Here is a 21,199-nt window from a genome sequence, read left to right on the forward strand (position 1 = left end):
TTGCGATATAGGCTGTTAAAATAGCGTCTTTGTTTTGACTAGACTGAACTCGATTCTCATGAGCAATGCACAACTGATTCTGATTGATAAACGCAACCAACCGCTAAAAGAATACATCGTAGCGGTAGCGGCTTCCGACGGCTTAACCATTAAAGGCGTAGAGATTATGGCTTCCCCAGCCAAAGGGGAAACCTCTCTATTAAATGCACAAGTGCTGATTCCGCCTCTGGAGGAGTACGACTTTGATCTGAAGAAGCTGATTAAAGCGACTTTGAATGCGGTTAGTGTCAAAGAAGAAATCATGGATATTGATAGCTTTATCGAACGTTGCTCGGAAGATGAAGCGGTACGCAATGCCCTGACCAAATCCATTCCGAAACTGCGTAAGAAAATTGAAGCCTTGCTAAAAGAGTTCTTGGATTCAGAAGTCATTCCTTTGATTTTAGAGCGCCGTAACGATGCACTTTATAAACTCAAAGAACACGCGCAAGAACTAAAAGGCAAAAACATTGTCTGCATCGATATCGAAGCAACCAATATTTCCACCGATCCCAATGCCGATATTATTCAGCTTTCGGCTTGTGACGGCGAAGGCAAGGAATTATTCAATCAGCTTATTAATCCAGGGTACGACATTCCAGAAAACGAGAAGCACAATATCACTACCGAAATGGTTCAGGGCGAGCCGTTGCTTGGTCACGTTTGGGATGAAATTCACGATCAACTTCGTGACGCCGACATCGTTCTTGCCTACAGTACCGAAAGCGATTTTATGTACTTGGAAAAAAGCGCCGAGAAGAAAATGTTGCGTTTTGAGCTGGACTACAACAAATGGTTAGACGTTGCCGAGCTAAGTCGCGACTTAAATGGCGCAATTCGTTGGCACTCCGAGCGCATGTACTGGTTCTATAAAACGCCTAAACTGACCATGGCTTATGAGAAAGTCCTTGGCAAACCTTTCCCGGGGGATGCACACGATGCTTTGGCAGATGCGCAAGCAACGGTCGATCTGTTCAATGCCATGTTGGACAAAGGTCGTAAATCGCAGATTGCCGAGAAAAAGAAGCCAAAACAAATTAAAGACACCATTACCAATAACCCATTTGCTGCGGCGTTTGCCAATGCCAAACGTAGCTAAGGATTCAGTATGTGTGAAGTAACTTTCAAACAATTGGAAAAGGCTAAGCTTGGCGACGAAGTCGCTTGGCAAGACTTACAATCCAAAGTCAAATTCGATAAAGACGGTCTGATTCCAGCCATTGCCCAACAGTACGACAGCAAAGAAGTCTTGATGATGGCGTGGATGAACGACAAATCTCTTCAGGAAACTCTAGAAACCGGTCGTGTCTGTTACTGGTCACGTTCACGCCAAAATTACTGGCGCAAAGGCGAAGAATCGGGACAAATTCAAGTCTTAAAAGAACTGCGTTTCGATTGCGACGGCGATACCATTTTGCTGTTGGTTGACCAAACCGGGCCAGCTTGTCACAGTGGCCGTCGTAGCTGTTTCTATACTTTAATAGACGGCGATAAAGCGACTGTTACTAGCGAGCCACTTATCTCTCCAGAAGAACTATACAAAAAATAGAGTTCTCATTGCCGTTGGGGCACAGTCTTAGCCCCAACCCACACAGCCACTTATACACAATCCACAGACTTATCCACATTCTTATCGACAAGGCGTATCAAGGCTAAATTCAGCAAACGCATTATGCATGCTCGGTTCTTGTTAAGCTTCTTGCGGGAACTGACGCACCGGCTCAACGGCATCCAATAATTCACGCAACATCATGGTCGCGAAAGCACCGGCCGGTAAAGTGAACTCGACTTGTAAATCCAACTGCTGGTTATCAGCATTCGGTTGCCACTGCCACTGCAAGTCTTGTGGAATAAGGCGTAGCGCGCGATGATCGGCCTTAACTCTGGCATCACTTAACGCCTGCTGCCAAGTTTCAAATTCTGCTAACCAATGCTGTTGAGCCTGTAGCGCCGCGCCGCTCGGTAACAATAATTTTGCACCGATTTCGCCAATCAACAGTCCGACGGGATGAATATCGCCCTCGGCCAAACGCTGTGCCAAATCTTCACTGTTATCATCGGCAAAACAACGACTAGAACCTTCCAGTTGGAAGATATCCCCAACCAAATACTGATTCCAATTATTCGTAATAATTCGCTGCGAAAGGTAACGATTAAAAGCCCATGAACGTAACGCCGATAGATATATGCTGCGTTTATTGCGCGGCACCCGCTGATTTTCCAGCAACATTCTCAAAGCATTCGGAACATTAGCGCCTTTCTTTCCAAAACGCTGCTCGCCGTAATAGTTCGGCACACCGCATTTCATCTTCTCAAGTCGATCGCTCAATTCCGCAATCGCCGCTGCGGGTTCAGCAAATGGTGATTCATCCAATTGACGTAGATTGCGCAAACGTAAAATAAAACGGTTGCCGCTTAACCCTCCCGTTTGCAATTTACGATTATGGCGTGTGCTCTGTAACAATTCGACTTGAGGATACTGCCAAGCACTCCAATCCGGGTCCGGTTTGCCCGGCAAATGCACACTCAACCATTGCTGTGTCACCGCATGTCGATCCTTCTGCCCTGCCATACCAATTGCCGAACGCGGCACACCGGCCCATTTAGCAACTTGCTTAGCCATCCATTCGCTGTTTTCACCGGTCTTTTGCAGATACAACCACAAATGTTCGCCTTCACCGCTTAGGCTGTAAGCGTGCTGCTCTTGCACCTGAAAATCTTCGGCTTCGACTTTAAAATCGGCCTTAATTTGCGGCGCACCGTTCATATAGGCAAGTTTGCTAAAATCGACAGGAGACGAGGGAGAAAGTAACATAAGAAAATATTCCGGAAAATAAAAAGCCCGAACTCACGCGCAGGCGAATTCGGGCTATATTGTAAGGGATTCGATTCAGCTCTGTTAATTAAAGGTTATTGAAAACCTTTTCCGCAATCGGCAGTTCTTTACCCTGCGGCTTTTCATTATAAATCTGTACCAATAGCTGACGAACATTGCCCGGCACCATGTAATCTTTAATCAACGCGCGTGCATCAACCGGAGAATCTTTATTGATATACAGATAGATATTGCGCAAGTAACAAGGGTTATCCGGATCAGATGCCATCGGACGTAAGAGACCATCACCTTCGATTTTGACATTTTCTTTAGAAATCAATACTACGCGATGGTAGTAGTTGGAGGTCAGAGGCCTATCCAAACAGAGTTGAAAAACGCGGTCGAAATTACCGGAGCCGCGATCTAGGTTATCAACCATCTGCGCGCTGACGATTTTCACCGGTTCTTTAGAACAACCCTGTAAAGCAAACAGACTGGTTAGCAATAACAACAGAGGCCAAGACAGTCGCGAAACAATTCTGAAATTCATAAGCATTTCCCTAATAAAAAAGCCTTAAGACTTTTATATCTTAAGGCTTTTGCAAAAGAAGGGAAAACAATACGCTTAACGCTGCTCTTGTTGAATCCCGGCAATCTGCCAGTTTCCTTCACCTTCTTGCAAACGGCGAATATGCCAAATTTCGCTAAAGGCGTGCGCGCCTTCATTGGCATTTTCTTCAATGAAGCCACTGTAACGCACGCTGACAATAAAGTAATTATCTTCAATCACCTTATCGACGATTTCGGCAGACACACTATCCACATTAGTTTGGTTATCACCCGGCTCAACTCCTGCTAACTCAGCAACTAGCGCTTGGTATAACGATGGTGCACAGTAACCTTCAAGAGCAGCTAAATCCACTTCATCCCAGGCTTTTTGCAGAGCGATAAAGTGCTGAGTGGCAGCATCTTTAAAGCCTTCTTCATTAAACCACTCTGGCGTTTCTGTGACTGGCTGCGCATTGTCTGATGGCGCTTCACCCGATAGGCCAGAACCGATAATTGAGCCACCGACATTCGGATCATACGGAGTATGCGTTTCGCGTTGTTGAACTTGCATCGGCTGTGGCGTTGGTTGCGGTTCTGCTTGCTGAGGTTGTTGATAACCTTGATAAGCTGGCTGCGGCTCGACTGTCTGTTGTTTTTTGCGCATAAACAATTTAAACAGGATAAAGGCGATTAACGCAAACAACAGAATATCCATAAACTGAATACCCTCAAAGGCATCGCCGAAAATCATTGCCGCCAATAAACCGCCAACAGCCAAGCCTGCTAGAGGACCTAACCATTTTGCCGCACCCGATTTCGCTGCGGTAGAACCCGCCGCAGCTGCTCCGGCCGGTGCAGTTCCCGCAGTTGATTGCTTGGAGTCCTGAGTAGTCGATTTTTGGTTAAAAGATTTTGGCGCTACCTGTTTACTGTATCCAAAAGACTTACCGCCGCCCAAGCGCTTAGCTTCAGCAACTTGGCTAAAAGCAAACAACAGAGTAAATAGTGCAATAAACAGCACCGGCAATCGGGATTGAATCAGACTCATAAAAATCTCCAGAACGGTTTCACATTAATACGAATGCTTCGCATTTTACCTAAAAATAAGCAGATTACAGCTAAAACAATAAATAAAATTTATGAAGATACAATGACTAAAGAAACACAGAGTGAGCACCCATTGACTTCAGCAGTACGTTTGGACTTGTTCTACGCTTTCCTAGGCTCGGCAGTAATGATTCAACATCTGGGTAATATCCTCCGGTTTAAACGGCTTACTAATAAAGTCATTCATTCCGGCTTGATAGCAAGCTTGGCGGTCGGCGGGCTGAATATTGGCTGTTAAAGCAATAACGGGCGTATTCCTATCGAATTTACGCATCTGCCGAGTTGCTTCAAAACCATCCATAACCGGCATCTGACAATCCATAAAGACCAAATCAAAGGTTGTATGACGCAAAACTTCCAAAGCCTGTTTGCCATTTTCTGCAACACTAACCTTCACCCCGATTTTTTCTAATAACTTTTTCGCGATTAACTGATTGACCTGATTATCTTCCACCACAAGCACAGAAATTTTAGCGTAATCAACTTCACTCTCTTTTCCAGACAGAGCCGTTTTCATCTGCGGCATCTGCTTAAGCCACTTGGGCTGCAAATAGACCGAGAAAGTCGACCCTTCGCCGAATTGACTGCTTACATTAACCGAACCGTTCATTAATTCCGCCAGCCGCTTGCAGATAAACAATCCCAAGCCTGTCCCGCCATATTGACGTTTGCTACCTCGGTGCAGCTGAGTAAAGTCCTTGAACAGATGCTCCATGCCCTCCGACTTGATGCCAATACCGCTATCTTTAACGTCGAATGTCAGTCCATCTTTATCGGTACGCGCCGCACTTAATACCACGCCGCCTTTTTCGGTAAATTTCAGAGCATTATTAATATAGTTATTCAATATTTGCTGCAATCGAACCTTGTCTGCATAAATAAAAGCCTCGTGCAGATTATCTTTCTCAAGACGGAAAGTCAGGTTTTTATTAGCAAATAGCGGTTGATAGAACAGCGCCAAACCATCTAATAACTGATTCACATCGACTGCTTGCGGCTCTAAGGTAAATTTTCCGGCCTGAATCTTCGAATAATCGAGAATGTCGTTAATCACCGAAAGCAGATGTTCCGAGGAAGACTTAATCACATTCAGATAAGCCGCATCGCGCTCAGCCATCTCGGCGTCTTCGATAAGATTCAGAGAGCCTATAATGCCATTTAGCGGCGTGCGAATTTCATGACTCATCACCGCCAGAAATTCCGATTTAGCTTCATTGGCTTGCTGCGCTTCTTGACGAGCATTCTGTAATGCCATCGTCCGCTGTTCGACACGCTCTTGCATCGTTTCCATCGCTTTCGCTAGATCGGCAATTTCGCCTTTCGCATCACCCATATTGCTAAACGAGGCCGCTTCACCATGTGCAATCCGCTCTGCACGCTCGGTCAATTGCTTAAGCTGCCGGGTTAAGCGAAAGCCGATGAAAATCGCGATAGCCGTTCCGATAATCAACTCAAGTGCCACAATCAATAAGGTCAATAATTTGGTTTCGCTGATCGAATTGAGCACAGCCGTCGCATTGTAAATAAAGCGCTGTGTCCCAATGACTTGCTCGGAAATAACAATCTCTCGCTGAAAAAAGAAGTACGTCTTTTGATCTATGACAACCTTCTGTTGCGCGCCTTTCCACAGTTCATGCAACTGCTTTTCCAGCATGGCAAACAGAGCGTAGTTATGGGTTCTAAAATCATTATCAGTCGCCTGAGAAAGGATTTGTCCGTCTTTGCCCAAAACCTCAACTTGCAGGATATTTTTCTGTTCGACAAAACGTAATGCCGCATCATCAATGGTCGCCAAATCATTAACCATTAAAGGCGTGGTGACTACTTCACCAAACAACTGTGCGGAAGCTTGCAACTGTTCTTGCATTAGGTTTTGTGAAATATTCTTAATCGCCGCAAAATTGACCAACACGATAGAAGCAACGAAAAAAGCTTCGACAGCAATAAAAACCAATAAGAATTTATAACGAAATGACATAGTCTTAAATCAACTCAATGGCACGAAAACGGCTCAATCTTTTATGGCTAACACCTTAGCCAATTCTTTGATTTCAGCATATTCAGCATTATTTGTTGCTTGAAATGCTTTAATATTCAAACGTTCCAGCAAAGCTTGTGGCATCTGTAAAAACGCTTTAACCAAAGCCTCTCTATCCTGTTTCGGCATGCTCGGTAAAAAAGTAATCGGATGGCTTGGGTAAGCTCGAGTGGTATAAACCACCTGTAAAGGGCAGTCATGTTCAGATTTTTTGTGTAAATTCAAGGTACGTTCAACCCCGCCACCAAAAACGCCAACACCTCGTTCCACACCTTTATAAACAGAATCATGCGAGTTGACATATTGAACTTGAGCGCGCTGTTCAAGCTGAACGCCGAACTTTTTAAGTAATTCATACTTCACAATCAAGGTCGCTGCAAAAGCATTCGGCGATGGGAATAGAAAAACGGTGTCGGCAAGATTTTCTTTCGTCAGAGCACTTCCAAGCGAAACAACAACTCCGCGAATATCATGATTAGCGCGTACTTCGGCAGTATAGCCCTGCGCTTGATTGGCGACCACAAAATGATAGGGGTTCATATAGGCAAAATCATAAGTACCGGCTTTGAATTTATCTTCAAATTCGGCAATCGACTTTTCGGTCTGAAAATGTATTTTCAATCCCGTCTGCTAATAAAGGTATTCGGTAACCGGCTGCCAAGCACTGAACAATTTGGACGGACTCTGTTGCGGCACAACCCCCATCACATAAGTCGGTTCTTTGGCCTGAGCAAATGGGAACGCAGTCAATGCCAACAAGGAAGCGATAAATATTAGAGGTAAAATGCGTGGCAAAACCATACCGCCTTTCGAAAACAATCAATCTTGCGGCGATTGTAACACTGCGTTACTAAGGCAATTTTTAAGAGCGGTAGATTATTGATATGCCTTAAAAAATCAAGGGAATTTAAAAGGACATCTAGCTTGATAAAAACGAAGACACCAGCAAATTATCTAACCGTTAAACAGTCCGATCACCCAGAGAATCAAGCTAGGAAAATAAAGTTTCTCCTGTTAAGTGCAATGCAGAACAGCTATTCTTTAATACAACGCGAGATGGTGTAATCTTTGCCCTGCTTAACTTTCTTGTAGTTACCAAACACTTCATTAAAGTTACGTTTCATGTAATCTCGTAGCCCATTAATGGTAACTACGACTAACTGACCACCTGGGGCCATTTGTGCATGAATATCATGCAACATAATGCTGAGCATTTCTTTACCGACTTTGGCAGGAATATTGGAAATCACCGTCGTGAATTGAATCTCTTTCGGAACATTGCTTAATCCGTTTGATAAATAGGCTTTGGCATTATTTAAGTGATTCAGTTCGGCATTTTTATTGGCGTATTCGACCGCCACGAAATCCTTATCAACCATATGCACTTCACCTTTTGGCGCATTGGCGGCGATGGTTAAACCAATCGGGCCATAGCCGCAACCGATATCCAGAGCAATTTCGTCTTCTTTAATATCCAAATAGCGTAATAACAGATCAGTTCCGGAATCAATGTCTCGCGGGCTGAATATCCCCCAAGTAGTGGCAAACTTTAGCGGTTTGCCCATTAGATTTGCGTCGATATGCAGGTCTTGTTTTAGCTGTTCAATTGTCGCCACTGTGATGATTCCCAAAGCTGTTAATTTTGCTAGAATATTGTACCCTTTTATTTTGACCTATGTTGCCGACCTCAGCGCGGCCATTGAAGATTGGAAACACTTCGTCAAGTATGCACGGATTAAACGACAGACAATTACAAGCGGTTCTTCATGTTGATACCCCAACTTTGGTATTGGCCGGCGCCGGCTCGGGCAAAACCCGTGTAATCACCGAAAAAATCGCCTATCTGATTCGCAAACATAATTATCAGCCTCACCATATCTATGCCGTGACTTTCACCAATAAGTCGGCCAAAGAGATGAAGGAGCGTGTTACCAAACTTTTGCAGGACGACAACAGCAAGGGGTTGAATGTATCGACCTTCCATAACCTGGGGCTAAATATCATTCGTCGTGAATATGCCGCGCTCGGTTATAAATCCAATTTCAGTATTATGGATGCCACCGATGCTGGGCAAATTCTCAAAGAGCTATTGCATAAACAGGATATTGACCCGGAAATGGTTGAAGGTGCGCAATGGGATATTTCCAACTGGAAAAACGCGCATATCTCGCCGGAACAAGCACTGGAAATGGCTGAAGATGAAAAACAACAAGCGCGCGCTATTCTTTATCAAGCTTATGAAAAACAGTTAAAGGCCTATAACGCGGTCGACTTCGATGACCTAATTGGCCTGCCGGTCAAGCTGTTTAAAGAGCAACCTCGCATTTTAGATAAATGGCAAAACCGCGTGCGTTATCTGCTGGTGGATGAATATCAGGATACCAATGCCGCACAGTATGAACTGGTTAAGCAATTGGTCGGTATCCAAGCGCGTTTTACTGTGGTTGGCGACGACGATCAATCCATTTATGCTTGGCGTGGCGCGCAACCGGAAAACTTGGCAATGCTGAAAGAGGATTTTCCGGCGCTGGAGCTGATTAAGCTGGAACAAAACTACCGCTCCAGTAACCGTATTTTGCAATCGGCCAACACCTTGATTGCCAATAACCCGCACGTTTTTGAAAAAAGCTTGTGGTCAGACATGGGGATGGGTGACCATCTGCGTGTAATTTCCTGCGCCAACGAGAACCAAGAAGCCGAACGCGTGGTATCGGAAATCGTGTTGCATAAATTCAAAAACCGCAGCAAAAACCGCGATTACGCGATTCTGTACCGCGGCAACCACCAAGCACGTTTGATTGAACGCGCCTTGCGTGAGAACAACCTACCATATGTCATTTCCGGCGGTAAATCGTTCTTCGACCATGCCGAAATCAAAGACGTGATGTCTTATCTGAAATTGATTGTAAATCCAGATGACGATGCCGCTTTCCTTCGTGTGGTCAATACGCCACGCCGCGAGATTGGTGCTTCAACATTAGAAAAACTGGCAACCTACGCCACCAAACGCGGCATTAGTCTATTTGATGCCACTCAAGAGTTCGGTATCACTCAAATATTGAATGACAACCCTTTACGCCGTGTTCAGCTATTCGGCGAACAACTTCTTAAGTGGGCCAAAGAAGCGGAAGATGCACAAGGCGAAGAAGTTATCAGCTTTGTGCGCTCACTGATTGAAGAGATTGAATACGACAACTGGCTGCATGAAACCGCAACCACGCCGAAAGGCGCCGAACGCCGCATTAATAATGTCCGTGACTTGGTGCTGTGGATTGAGCGAATTATTAACAAAGCCTTAGAAGAAGACGGTGAAGAAAAACGCCTGTCCAGCATTGTCGCGCATATGACTTTAATGGATATGATGGAACGCAATGAATCTGAACAAGAGCACGACATGGTCAGCCTAATGACCTTGCATGCCTCCAAAGGTCTGGAATTCCCGCATGTTTTTCTAATTGGAATGGAAGAAGAATTCTTACCTCATAAGCAAAACTTAGAGTCACCCGGACTTGAAGAGGAGCGCCGTCTGGCCTATGTAGGCATCACTCGCGCCAAACGCACCTTAACCATGACTTATGCCAGTAAACGCCGTAAATATGGTGAAGACATGGCTTGCGAACCGAGCCGCTTCTTGTATGAGTTACCTGAAGAACTGCTGCACTGGGAAGGTAAACCGGGCGTGGTAATCACCCAAGAAGAGAAGCTAAAACACGGTAATGACAATCTTGCCAGCATTAAATCGATGCTCGCCGGCGGCTAAAACCAAGTGAAGAGAACTAAACAATGATAAACCCTTTTGAATATGCTCCGATGCCACATCTCCATTTTGGTTGGGGCTGCCGCACTGAATTACTGGCACAATGTCAAAGACAGTATCGCAAAATCGTTGTCATCAGCAGTCGTTTTCTCGCTCAACCTGAGCAGTTCGCTGCACAGTTTATCGCTGCACTTGAATCGAGTTGTCAGGTTCAATCTTTCACTGTCAGCGGTGAACCATCTCCAGATTTAGTCGACGAAATCGTGCAGCAGTGCGACGCCGATAACCAAGCAGTGATCGCCATTGGTGGCGGCAGCGTTTTGGATGCCGCCAAAGCCGTCGCCGGTTTGATTCCGTCGCAAACTTCAGTCATGGATTACTTAGAAGGCGTTGGCGCAGGCAAGCCATTCAATGTCGAAACCTGTCCGTTTATCGCAGTGCCTACTACGGCCGGAACCGGTAGCGAAACTACCAAAAACGCCGTCTTATCGCGTATCGGGCATTTCAAAAAATCTTTCCGCGATAATAAATTGCTTGCCAAAGAAGCATGGCTTGATCCTGAACTGCTGCAAAGCTGCCCGCAAGAAGTGTTATACGCCACAGGCTTGGATGCCTTCACCCAACTTCTAGAAAGCTATACCACTTTAAAAGCCAATCCAATCAGCGACGCACTGGCATGGCAAGGCATGCAAAAGTTTATCGGCGCTTTCGACATGATTGCCAATGACAACGCTGAAGAACAACAAACCGGTTACGGTAACTTGATGCTGGCGGCGATGCTATCAGGAACGACTTTAGCCAATGCAGGACTCGGTGCCGTACACGGATTAGCCGGGCCAATCGGAGCATTTTTTGAAGCGCCGCACGGTATTGTCTGCGCCAAGCTTCTAACACCAATCACTCAAGCCAATATTGCAGCGTTACAAGCACATAAAGATAGCAATTTCAGTTCATCTTTCCTGAGTAAGTACGCGCAGGTCGGGTGCTTGGTTAGCCGTCAAAATGACTTAGATGAAAACAAAGCGCTAGATGAATTAATTAGTTATCTGCAAGATTTAAGTTGCCAATATGCGCCACAAGGCTTAGCAAAATATGGATTGCAAGAAAATAATATCGATCCGGTTTTAGCTAATTGCCGAAGCGGCAGCATGCTCGGCAACCCTTTGACCCTAACCGATAAGGCACTTCGTTACGCCATTATCAGTAGTTTATAAATAACACTTATAGATCAAAGAATTAAATTTAAGTAAAAAAGTAACACATCCACTTTGCAAGCTTTGCCTTTTGCTTAGTTTTGAGTGTATGATGGGTAAAATTTTCTGTGAAACTGCATCAGAAAGAAGAGTTTTTTCGGTTAGCGATCACGATCAGTTAACTTAATGCAGACGCAATGAAATATAAATTATAAAGCTAAACAATTGAGAGAAGACGACTCATGAAAGTTCAGAACAATGCATTTAAACTTGGATTGCTTGCCGTAGGAATTGCTGTTGCATCGGGTGTTCACGCTGAAAGTAACGCGATGAAAAGCCTTAATTCAAACGACGTTGAAGCTCAAATTAAATTGTACGATGACTTAGATCAAGACGGTGTTGCCGATAGCCGAGACCAATGCCCTAACACTGCCCGAGGCGCATCAGTTAATCAAAATGGCTGTACTCCAGTTATCCAGCCTGAGGCGAACACAGTCGTTGAAGAAGTTACAATCTATGAGCCAGCAGTCGTTGAAGAAAAAATCAATGCACCACTTCCTGAGCCGATCTTCACGATGAATAGTGCTTTCTTCGATTTAGATAAAGCAACGCTTCGCCCTACTGCTATCAATACGCTACGTGCGAACCTAGCAGCGCTAAATAATATGAAGCCAAATGACAACTTACTAATCATGGGTCACACCTGTGATTTAGGTCCTGATGCATACAACATGCGTTTGTCATGGCGTCGAGCGAACTCAGTGAAAAACTTTATCGCAACTGAAATGCCAAATTTAGCTAGTCGCATCTATATTGTTGGTCGCGGCGAGAATGAACCTATGGTTGCTAACACTAGTGAAAGCAACCGCCAGCAAAACCGTCGAGTAGAGCTCCGCGTTCTTCCAGGCAATCAAATTCTGCCTAGCGATTCAGTTCAAACGATTCCGCCTTCGATGATGAAAAAATAAAACAATTTTGTTTCGACAGGTTAAAAAAAACGCCAGCTGAGTGAAACCACTCTCTGGCGTTTTTTATATCTGAAGAGAATTACTTTTCACTAATAGACATAAACATTAAGGGTTAATACTTATAACAGTCAACATACGGTAAATAATATTTACTGGTTCGGTGAAAAAAATATCACAAAATTCCCGTTATCAAAGCCGTTAAGCATTTTACAAAAAACTTTATTTGCTATACTTTGGAACAAAATAATAAATTCAATCTTGATGGTTTATTACATAGATAAACACATTACGACGACATTGAAACAAAGAACTTACCCATGACAGAAAAATCAGAGGTGCAGGCTATTACTTCAGCTGCAAAAACGCCAAACAGCAAAACCAGTCATATTGAGCTTGAAAGCCCATTACTCGACTGTCTGGTCATCTATACCAAGCTGAACCGCAAGCCTTATACCAAAGACGCTCTTATTTCCGGCTTACCAATAAAAGACGAGAAAATTACTCCAGAAATCTTCCAACGTGCCGCCGAAAGAGCCAATCTAAACGCCTCTTTTAAACAGCGTAAACTGGATGATATTTCTAATTTGGTTCTGCCGTGCATCCTGATTTTGAAAGACCGTCAAGCTTGCATTCTCGACTCAATTGACAAGAGTTCAGGTACGGTCAAAATTATTTCTCCGGAAACCGACGGCAATGGCCAGACTGAAGTCAGTTTGGAAAAATTGGCGAATGATTTCACCGGTTATGTCGTCTACTTAACGCAAAAGCACAACCTTGAGAAAAAACAGGAAAACCTGCTTGGGTTTGAAGAAGGCCACTGGTTCTGGAGCACCCTTTGGCAATCGAAATCCATCTACCGCGATGTTTTAATCGCCTCTTTCCTAGTCAACCTGTTTATTATCGCCACACCACTATTCGTGATGAACGTCTATGACCGTATTGTGCCGAACAATGCTGTGGAGTCGCTTTGGGTTTTAGCAATCGGCATCACTGTCATCTACGTCTTCGACTTAGTGCTCAAATACCTACGTTCCTATTTCTTAGAAGTTGCCGGGAAAAAAAGCGACGTTTTAATGTCTTCCAAATTATTTGAGCAGACCCTTGGCTTAACCATGCCGAACCGTGTCGGCTCTATCGGAGCCTTCGCTAACATTCTGCGCGAATTCGACAGTATTCGTAACTTCTTCACCTCAGCCAGTGTCACTGCCATTATCGACTTACCATTTGTGCTGATTTTCTTATCGGTAATTTATTTTATTTCTGGTTGGATTGTGGTTGTTCCTCTCGCTATTATCCTGATCATTTTGCTGTACAGCCTGTTGATGATGAAACCGATTCAACGCAGTATCGAAGCAACCTATGAAGCTAATAACGAAAAAAATGCGATTCTGATTGAAACCCTGACCGCGATGGACACCATCAAGTCAATGGGCGTAGAAGCACGCTCGCAATGGCAATGGGAACAAGCCGTCGGTGAAATTGCTAAAGTCAGCTTAAGATCAAAAATGCTACAAGCATCAATCGGGCGTACCACTGAATTTCTATCGCAAATCAGTACCGTTGTTGTTATTATCGCCGGCGTTTATATGATTACTGACGGAGATCTAACAATGGGCGGGCTGATTGCAGCGGTCATGTTAGGGCAACGTGCCGTTAGCCCAATGGGACAATTCGCCAACTTAGCCACTTCTTATCTACAAACTCGTACCGCTTTAAATTCATTGGATAATCTAATGGAGAAAGAGGTTGAGCGCCCAGTCAACAAGCGCTTTATTCAACACCCTCGTTTTGAAGGGAAAATCGAATTCGTTAATGTTTCTTTCTGCTATCCAAACGAAAGTAAACCGGCATTGAACAATGTTAGCTTTACCATTAACCCTGGTGAAAGAATCGGGATTATTGGCCGAATCGGTTCCGGTAAATCAACCATTCAAAAACTGATTCTTGGTTTCTACAAGCCAGACGAAGGTAGCATTCTGATTGACGGTATCGACATCACTCAGCTAGACCCAGCCGAACTACGTCGCAATATCAACTATGTACAGCAAGACGTCACCCTTTTCAGTGGTGATGTGCGCGAAAACATCGCTTATCGTGCACCGTTCATCGATGACGCTAAGATTCTGCAAGCAGCACGCATTGCCGGCGTGGACGATTTTGTCAAACTGCATCCCGCAGGTTACAGCATGCGCATTACCGAAGGCGGTAAATCACTTTCCGGTGGTCAACGCCAAAGTATCGGTGTAGCTCGCGCACTACTGATTGATGCACCTGTTTATATGTTTGACGAACCGACCAATGCAATGGATGCTAAATCCGAACAGATTTTGATTGAACGTTTAAGTGAAAGCCTTTCTGAGAACACCCTATTAGTGGTCACCCACAAAATGAGTATTCTGCAATTAACTGACCGTTTAATGGTTATGGAAAACGGTAAGCTTCTCGCCGACGGACCGAAGAAAAACGTCTTGGAAGCACTGAAAGCAGGCAAAATTCAGAAGGGTCAGTAACAATGAAATTAGCAAATATTAAAAAAGCCGCTGAAGAACAGCTAAATACTGAACTAACAGAAAAAGAAAAGATTCAGGCTCAAGACATTGAGTTCATGTCTAGCCTAAGTCAGGCCAGCTTGGAAAAACCGACTTTCCGTTCTCAGTTAGTCGTTTGGATTATGCTATTAGTGGTCATCTGGTTAATTGCCTGGGCAAACTACGCCGAGCTCGACAAAATTGTTCGCGGCGATGGCAAAGTCGTTCCATCCACGCAAATTCAAGTCATTCAAAACCTCGAAGGCGGTATTGTTGAAGAACTTTTCGTCAAAGCTGGTGACAGCGTACAAAAAGGACAAACGCTGTTAAAACTCGATAATACCCAATTTGCCAGCTCTTTCGGAGAGAGTCAGATGCGCGAGTCGCAGTTAATTGCTCGTGCTCAACGCCTTGCTGCAGAAGCGACTGGCAAGGACTTAAATCCGCCACAAAAATTCGACAATCCAAAAGTTCAAGCGCTATTTGACCGTGAATATGAGCTTTATACTGCGCGCAAAAAGCAACATAAGAGTAACGATACAATTATCGTAGAGCAAATCGAACAGAAAAAATTCGAATTACGTGGCACACTGGCACAAAAAACTCAGTTGGAACGTTCTTTAAAACTAATCACTCAGGAAGTTGACTTAATGCGTCCTTTAGTTCGCCAAGGCGTCGCTTCAGAAGTTGATTTACTTCGTTTACAGCGTGATCAAAACGAAGTATTGTCGAAGCTAAAGGATGTGCAAAGCACGATTCCGCAGATACGCTCAGTGATTACCGAATATCGAGCGAAGCGTGTCGAAGCAAAAGAAGACTTCATGAATCAATCTCAACAAGAATTGAACGAAGTACTTTCTGAAAAAGCGCAATTAGAAGAATCTAAGGTGGCCTTGGAAGATCGTGTCCAGCGTACGGATGTTAAGTCACCAGTACACGGCACAATCAAACAAGTATTCGTCAATACAATTGGCGGAGTTGTGCAACCAGGAAGTGATATTGTCGAAATCGTCCCAGACGATGATACTCTAGTCCTAGAAACCAAAATCAAACCAGCGGATATCGGCTTCCTATATCCAGGGCTTAAAGCGAAAGTAAAGTTCACTGCCTATGACTTTGCCATCTATGGCGGTTTGGATGCTGAAGTTGTCAGCCTTTCTGCCGATACAATCACCGACGAAGAAGGAAATAGCTTCTACCTAGCCAAGATTGAAACCGTGCAAAACCATCTTGGCACGGAAAAAGATCCACTGTATCTATTACCAGGTATGACTGCTGACGTAGATATTATTGTCGGCAAACATACAGTGTTAGATTACATTTTAAAACCAATTATCAAGGCAAAAGACTTAGCCCTGAGAGAGTCATAAACCTTTACGCAAATAAATATACGTAAAATAGACATATTAATAATATTAATTAGTGATTTTAATCAATTAAAGCTAATATCCTGTGACTCTGTAGGTTTTTCTACGCATTGATATGGCAACATTTTACATTTAAAATATTGGTACGGTTGTAGATGAAACCTCTTTTACTGTTTATACAAGACGAGAATGCCTGCAAAAACTGGCTGTCAGTCTGTACAAATGATTGTTCCCTCATCGAAAATTTGCAGCAGTTAGCCGATATAAAAGATGAGCAATGCAAACACTATTTATTGTTTATTCAAATAAATGATAGTGTTACAGTAAACAGTATTATTAGCCTTGCACAAAAAGGCTTTGGCGTTGTTGCATTAAGCAATACTCCAAATGATGCAGAAGGGATAAAACTGTTTCAGAATGGCATTCGCGGCTATGCAAATACTTTTGCTGCTAAACCAAGGATTGAGCAGATTATCTCAACCGTAAAAGCAGATAGCGTCTGGTTGGGACCTTCTATTATGCAGGCGATGTTTACATCACTTATGCGAAATCAGCTACCTAACGATGGCTGGAAAGAGTTACTGACTGATCGAGAGATCGAAACTACAGATTTGGTTCTTGAGACAAAAAGCAATCGTCAAATTGCGGAAGCTTTAGGAATTACCGAAAGAACAGTCAAGGCGCACTTGCGTAATGTTTTTGAAAAACTAGAGGTTACCGACCGACTCTCTCTGGTTTTAAAAATTAAAAATTGGTCATAACCTAACAACTTACATCTATAGAATTTGGACTGACAGAGACGATGACTATGAATAAACGCTTACCAAAACTTATTATTGCATTGAGCAGTGCAATAGCAATCAATGGTTTCTCGACATCTGCACAAGCAATTGAGTTAATCCCAACTGTTGAAGACGCTATTATGCATAGCCCGGAATTCCGTCAACAAGTTAAAGAAAAGCAAGGCGTACAAGCTGACCTTCGCGGAGCAGAAGGCGGTTGGTTACCTTCTGTTGATCTTGCAGCAGGCATTGGCAAAGAAACCGTCAATACTGATGCAGGTGAGGTTTGGGATGAAACTCGTCGCGAAGCCTCTATTCGTGTGACTCAAAACCTTTTTGAAGGTTTTGGAACGCAAAACGAAATCAAGCGTCAAGAAGCTCGCCTACAGTCATCAAAACATACAACTGAAGCAGCCGCTAACAAAGTTGCATTAGACATGGTTTCTGCGTACATGAACCTGCTGAAAGAACAGCAGCTTCTAAACCTAGCAGAAGAAAACCGTCTAACTCACGAGCGTATTCTTGACCAAATCATCCAACGTAGCCAAGCAGGTGTTGGTAACCAGGTAGAAGTTGACCAGGCGAAAGCTCGTTTAGCACTTGCTAACGCTAATGTTACTGCTTCGAAAAACAACTACCAAGATGTGTTGACTCGTTTCCATCGTGTTCTAGGTCGTTTCCCAGACAGTGATTTGGTTAAACCAAACATGGACATCAGCATTCCAGGGACTTTGGAAGAAGCAGTTAACACTGCGCTAATGCAACACCCTACCCTTCGATCTGCTAATGCAGACATTGCAGAAGCGCGAGCGCAGTATAAAGCAGCAAACAAACTGATGTACCCACGAGTAGACATCGAAGTATCGCAAACATACGACGACAACGTAAATCTAACTCCTGGTAAATATGAAGATTTCCAGGCAATGCTTCGTCTTCGCTACAACCTATTCAACGGCGGTAAAGACCAAGCAATCGTTGATCGTGCGGCAGCGGACATCTACCAATCAGCAGAAGTTCGTAACAATACACGCCGTGAAGCAATTGAAAACCTACGTTACGCCTGGGAAGCAACTAACTTCCTTGGCGAACAGTTGATTTTCCAACAGCAGCAAATTGATTCAACTCTGGAAACTTTGAAAGGTTATCGTCAACAGTTCAGTCTAGGTCGTCGTTCATTACTTGACCTACTAAACACTGAAGACGAGTATGTACGTGCGAAAATTGCATTCATCACTAGTGAAAGTGATTACATGATTGCTAAATATCGCGTTTTAAACGGTATGGGCACACTGGTTAACTCACTAGGCATTACCGTTGATTACGACAACACTGTTGCTCAAAACTAATATTTTTTAGTTATCAATGTTAAAAAAGCCCGAGGCTAAAAATTAGTCTTGGGCTTTTTACTTTCTAAAAACGATAAACAAGAGCAGAACCCCAGCAGCTTTTATATATCTATATCTGTCGGGCCAGATAAAACAAATACCGCACACCTTAAAATAAATCGCCCGTAGCTTAAGGAAACGCAGAACAAGTCCAAATGACTTCAGTCAAAGTAAAATTTAGGCTAAGCAAGGCGTCTGTTTGCCGTCAATCTAGACCTGGCAAAAACAGACAACACCGCTTAGACAAATTTTACAAAGCCCTGTCTCGACTTCCCCCTTCGGGCGTCGAGTTCTTCGTTTAGTCGAGGTTTTGAAGAGTCACTTCTTTGTTAGCGTTCTCAACCATAGCTAAGGCTATGCTTCTCAAACGCTGCCTAGAATTTATCTCTTCAAATTCCTCACTGAAGTCAATGGGGACTTATTCTGCGTCTCCCTAAGCAATCGATACGACTAGCGCCAAATAAATTTGATGCAGCCCCATCAACATTACCGTAATTCCAGCTAAACTTTTTACCCATACGTTACGACTTAAGCGAGTAAAGAAGAAAGCAAAAGCACCAATAAGTAATAAATTGGGCAGAGTCCCCAAACCAAAAGCCAGCATGACCAAAGCACCTTGCAAAGCACCACCCGCACTAAGTGCCAAAATCAGCATGCTATACACTAAACCACATGGCAGCCAGCCCCAAACTAGGCCGTACAAACCCGCTTGACGGTAATTTTTAACAGTACGCATCTGTTGAGCATAGGGAGATAATTTAAGCCATAAACTACGCCCGGCTTTTTCAATCACAACAATGCCTTGCCACCAACCGGCCAAATACAAACCTAAAGCCAACATAAATAAACCTGCCACAATTTGCAGACTCTGTTGAAAAGGTAAAACACTCGCAAGAGATTGATTAAGATACATGCCCAAAGCGCCAAATAAAGCACCTATCAACATATAACTGATAATTCGTCCAGCGTTATAAGCGAATTGAAAAGGCAGCATTCGCCACCAACTGGCTTGGTTTTTAACCTCCAAGCTAAAAGTCAACGCACCGACAACACCACCACACATTCCGAGACAATGAACGCCGCCCAGAAACCCTGTCAGCAAAGCAGCTAAATAAATACTTTCAAACATCAACTTTAGAAAAGGTCCGCAAGTCTTTGAGAAAGACGATAGCTTAACGCTTCAGCCAGATGCTCAATTTGAATAGAGTCTGACGCTTGCATATCAGCAATAGTTAATGCTAGTCGCAATATCCTGTAATAACCCCGCGCAGACAAACCAAAGCGTTTAATCGATTGCGCTAATAAATCTTGGGTCTGTTGATCAAGCTGAACTGCCTGATTCAGGCGCTGATTACTCAATTCGCCGTTCAAACAGCCTTGGCGGGAAATTTGACGCTGCTGATTTTCTGCAACCCTATATCTGATCTGTACACTGGTTTCACCATCTGGCTTAGCACTTTGCAGAGCTGCAATTTCCACCGCGGGAACTTCGATATGACAATCAATTCGATCCAACAAGGGACCAGAGAGCTTTTTTAAATAACGGGAAATTTGGTTTGGCGTATCTTTACAGCGCCCTAACGGATCATCGGGGAAATAACCGCTCGGTGTTGGATTAAACGCTGCCACCAGCTGCACATGCGCGGGATAAGTCACATGCTGTTGAACGCGAGCTATATCAACTTGCCCGGTCTCTAAAGGCTCTCGTAAAGCCTCTAGAACATCTCGATTAAATTCAGGCAACTCATCTAAGAACAACACTCCGTGATTAGCTAAGGAAATCGCGCCAGGCTTAGGAATTTTTCCTCCGCCAATGACCGCAGCAGCCGAAGCAGAGTGATGAGGAGACAAATAGGGACGATGATAGAAGTGCTCAATCTCTAAACGATCGCCAGACAGAGAGCGAATCGAGGCATTCTGTAATGCTTGCTGTTCGCTTAAAGGCGGCAGCAAAGTCACCAAACGCGAAGCCAACATACTTTTACCTGCTCCAGGCTCCCCAACCATCATTAGTGAATGATTGCCTGTAGCACAAATTTCTAACAAACGTTTAGCTTGCTTCTGTCCTTGAATATCCGATAAACAGATTGAATATTCTTGCTGAAAATTCACAACAGCCTGGGGAATAACCGCGTCTATCGGCTCCTGACCCTGTAAGTAAATTGTTGCTTGCTTTAACGAGGTGACCAACTGCAAATCCAACTTCGCCGAGGTTTGTAGAAGCAATTGTTGTTCAGCATAATTATCCGCTGGAATCAGTGCTTGACCGCCACCTTTGCTCAATTGCAACAAGCTTGGCAAGACACCATTAACCGGGCGTAATTCTCCAGTCAAAGCCAGCTCTCCATACAGCTCTATTTCAGGGTCTTGCGGTGCGCTAATTTGTTCTGAGGCAATCAAAATACCAATCGCAATCGCTAAATCATAGCGGCCGCCGGATTTAGGCAAATCAGCTGGCGCTAAATTAACCGTAATACGCTTGGCCGGCATCTCAAAGCCAGAGTTGAGCAAAGCGCTCCGAACGCGCTCTTTACTCTCTTTAACCGACGCCTCCGGTAAACCGACAATCGAGAGACTTGGCAAGCCGGAACTAACATGCGCCTCGACTAGCACACGTGGTGATTCCATGCCTAGAATTGCGCGACTGTATATCCTAGCCAAGCCCATACAA

General features: G+C 44.1%; 18 protein-coding genes. 9 read left to right on the forward strand and 9 right to left on the reverse strand.

The window, feature by feature from the left end:
• The first annotated feature begins 58 nt into the window (after positions 1–58).
• Entirely contained in the window at positions 59–1,138 is a 1,080-nt protein-coding gene (locus J3998_RS02540) for a 3'-5' exonuclease (RefSeq protein WP_208147435.1), read from the forward strand.
• A gap of 9 nt (positions 1,139–1,147) precedes the next feature.
• The gene (hisI, locus tag J3998_RS02545; RefSeq protein WP_208147447.1) at positions 1,148–1,588 is read left to right on the forward strand and encodes a phosphoribosyl-AMP cyclohydrolase; all 441 of its coding nucleotides are present in this window, start codon (positions 1,148–1,150) and stop codon (positions 1,586–1,588) included.
• Positions 1,589–1,729: 141 nt separating this feature from the next.
• On the opposite strand, the gene truD is transcribed toward hisI, so the two are convergent.
• The 7 genes from truD to J3998_RS02580 all read right to left on the reverse strand — a co-directional run bounded on the left by truD (position 1,730) and on the right by J3998_RS02580 (position 8,164).
• The gene (gene truD, locus J3998_RS02550) at positions 1,730–2,854 is read right to left on the reverse strand and encodes a tRNA pseudouridine(13) synthase TruD (RefSeq protein WP_208147449.1); all 1,125 of its coding nucleotides are present in this window, start codon (positions 2,852–2,854) and stop codon (positions 1,730–1,732) included.
• A gap of 88 nt (positions 2,855–2,942) precedes the next feature.
• Complete coding sequence (locus J3998_RS02555; protein WP_208147451.1) at positions 2,943–3,404, reverse strand: hypothetical protein; 462 nt, start codon at positions 3,402–3,404, stop codon at positions 2,943–2,945.
• Between the two features lie 75 nt (positions 3,405–3,479).
• Positions 3,480–4,451 carry a Tim44 domain-containing protein gene (locus tag J3998_RS02560; RefSeq protein ID WP_208147460.1) on the reverse strand — a complete coding sequence of 324 codons (972 nt, stop codon included), beginning with the start codon at positions 4,449–4,451 and terminating at the stop codon, positions 3,480–3,482.
• Positions 4,452–4,622: 171 nt separating this feature from the next.
• A complete protein-coding gene (locus tag J3998_RS02565; protein WP_208147462.1) occupies positions 4,623–6,488 on the reverse strand; it encodes a response regulator in 1,866 nt (621 codons plus the stop codon).
• Between the two features lie 33 nt (positions 6,489–6,521).
• Entirely contained in the window at positions 6,522–7,169 is a 648-nt protein-coding gene (locus J3998_RS02570) for a PhnD/SsuA/transferrin family substrate-binding protein (RefSeq protein ID WP_208147463.1), read from the reverse strand.
• A gap of 9 nt (positions 7,170–7,178) precedes the next feature.
• A complete protein-coding gene (locus J3998_RS02575; RefSeq protein ID WP_208147465.1) occupies positions 7,179–7,343 on the reverse strand; it encodes a hypothetical protein in 165 nt (54 codons plus the stop codon).
• A 239-nt stretch (positions 7,344–7,582) separates the two neighbouring features.
• Positions 7,583–8,164 (reverse strand): methyltransferase, encoded by a 582-nt coding sequence (locus tag J3998_RS02580; protein WP_208147467.1) that lies wholly within the window; start codon positions 8,162–8,164, stop codon positions 7,583–7,585.
• Positions 8,165–8,274: 110 nt separating this feature from the next.
• On the opposite strand from J3998_RS02580, the gene rep reads away from it, so the two are divergent.
• From rep to J3998_RS02615, 7 genes are all read left to right on the forward strand, one after another.
• The gene (gene rep / locus J3998_RS02585) at positions 8,275–10,308 is read left to right on the forward strand and encodes a DNA helicase Rep (protein WP_208147477.1); all 2,034 of its coding nucleotides are present in this window, start codon (positions 8,275–8,277) and stop codon (positions 10,306–10,308) included.
• A 23-nt stretch (positions 10,309–10,331) separates the two neighbouring features.
• Positions 10,332–11,519 carry an iron-containing alcohol dehydrogenase gene (locus J3998_RS02590; RefSeq protein WP_208147479.1) on the forward strand — a complete coding sequence of 396 codons (1,188 nt, stop codon included), beginning with the start codon at positions 10,332–10,334 and terminating at the stop codon, positions 11,517–11,519.
• Positions 11,520–11,740: 221 nt separating this feature from the next.
• Entirely contained in the window at positions 11,741–12,466 is a 726-nt protein-coding gene (locus tag J3998_RS02595) for an OmpA family protein (protein ID WP_208147481.1), read from the forward strand.
• Positions 12,467–12,783: 317 nt separating this feature from the next.
• A complete protein-coding gene (locus J3998_RS02600; RefSeq protein WP_208147483.1) occupies positions 12,784–14,976 on the forward strand; it encodes a type I secretion system permease/ATPase in 2,193 nt (730 codons plus the stop codon).
• A gap of 2 nt (positions 14,977–14,978) precedes the next feature.
• The gene (locus J3998_RS02605) at positions 14,979–16,364 is read left to right on the forward strand and encodes an HlyD family type I secretion periplasmic adaptor subunit (protein ID WP_243750564.1); all 1,386 of its coding nucleotides are present in this window, start codon (positions 14,979–14,981) and stop codon (positions 16,362–16,364) included.
• 152 nt (positions 16,365–16,516) lie between these two features.
• Positions 16,517–17,122 (forward strand): response regulator transcription factor, encoded by a 606-nt coding sequence (locus J3998_RS02610; protein ID WP_208147484.1) that lies wholly within the window; start codon positions 16,517–16,519, stop codon positions 17,120–17,122.
• 47 nt (positions 17,123–17,169) lie between these two features.
• Positions 17,170–18,489, forward strand: coding sequence for a TolC family outer membrane protein (locus J3998_RS02615; protein ID WP_208147486.1), 1,320 nt, complete (start codon positions 17,170–17,172; stop codon positions 18,487–18,489).
• A 472-nt stretch (positions 18,490–18,961) separates the two neighbouring features.
• Here J3998_RS02615 and J3998_RS02620 read toward each other — a convergent pair whose 3' ends face one another.
• Both J3998_RS02620 and J3998_RS02625 read right to left on the reverse strand, forming a co-directional pair.
• Positions 18,962–19,657 carry a sulfite exporter TauE/SafE family protein gene (locus J3998_RS02620; protein ID WP_208147488.1) on the reverse strand — a complete coding sequence of 232 codons (696 nt, stop codon included), beginning with the start codon at positions 19,655–19,657 and terminating at the stop codon, positions 18,962–18,964.
• 5 nt (positions 19,658–19,662) lie between these two features.
• Positions 19,663–21,195: a YifB family Mg chelatase-like AAA ATPase gene (locus tag J3998_RS02625; RefSeq protein ID WP_208147498.1), complete on the reverse strand. Its 1,533-nt coding sequence runs from the start codon at positions 21,193–21,195 to the stop codon at positions 19,663–19,665.
• Positions 21,196–21,199 lie beyond the last annotated feature (4 nt).

It is taken from the genome of Thiomicrorhabdus marina, assembly GCF_017571465.1.
Classification (GTDB): Bacteria; Pseudomonadota; Gammaproteobacteria; order Thiomicrospirales; family Thiomicrospiraceae; genus Thiomicrorhabdus; species Thiomicrorhabdus marina.

Bases quoted from the DNA above. Each gene is read 5' to 3' on its own strand.
- J3998_RS02540 (WP_208147435.1), top strand. From the start codon at position 59: ATGAGCAATGCACAACTGATTCTGATTGATAAACGCAACCAACCGCTA.
- hisI (WP_208147447.1), top strand. From the start codon at position 1,148: ATGTGTGAAGTAACTTTCAAACAATTGGAAAAGGCTAAGCTTGGCGAC.
- truD (WP_208147449.1), bottom strand. From the start codon at position 2,854: ATGTTACTTTCTCCCTCGTCTCCTGTCGATTTTAGCAAACTTGCCTAT.
- J3998_RS02555 (WP_208147451.1), bottom strand. From the start codon at position 3,404: ATGAATTTCAGAATTGTTTCGCGACTGTCTTGGCCTCTGTTGTTATTG.
- J3998_RS02560 (WP_208147460.1), bottom strand. From the start codon at position 4,451: ATGAGTCTGATTCAATCCCGATTGCCGGTGCTGTTTATTGCACTATTT.
- J3998_RS02565 (WP_208147462.1), bottom strand. From the start codon at position 6,488: ATGTCATTTCGTTATAAATTCTTATTGGTTTTTATTGCTGTCGAAGCT.
- rep (WP_208147477.1), top strand. From the start codon at position 8,275: ATGCACGGATTAAACGACAGACAATTACAAGCGGTTCTTCATGTTGAT.
- J3998_RS02590 (WP_208147479.1), top strand. From the start codon at position 10,332: ATGATAAACCCTTTTGAATATGCTCCGATGCCACATCTCCATTTTGGT.
- J3998_RS02595 (WP_208147481.1), top strand. From the start codon at position 11,741: ATGAAAGTTCAGAACAATGCATTTAAACTTGGATTGCTTGCCGTAGGA.
- J3998_RS02600 (WP_208147483.1), top strand. From the start codon at position 12,784: ATGACAGAAAAATCAGAGGTGCAGGCTATTACTTCAGCTGCAAAAACG.
- J3998_RS02605 (WP_243750564.1), top strand. From the start codon at position 14,979: ATGAAATTAGCAAATATTAAAAAAGCCGCTGAAGAACAGCTAAATACT.
- J3998_RS02610 (WP_208147484.1), top strand. From the start codon at position 16,517: ATGAAACCTCTTTTACTGTTTATACAAGACGAGAATGCCTGCAAAAAC.
- J3998_RS02615 (WP_208147486.1), top strand. From the start codon at position 17,170: ATGAATAAACGCTTACCAAAACTTATTATTGCATTGAGCAGTGCAATA.
- J3998_RS02620 (WP_208147488.1), bottom strand. From the start codon at position 19,657: ATGTTTGAAAGTATTTATTTAGCTGCTTTGCTGACAGGGTTTCTGGGC.
- J3998_RS02625 (WP_208147498.1), bottom strand. From the start codon at position 21,195: ATGGGCTTGGCTAGGATATACAGTCGCGCAATTCTAGGCATGGAATCA.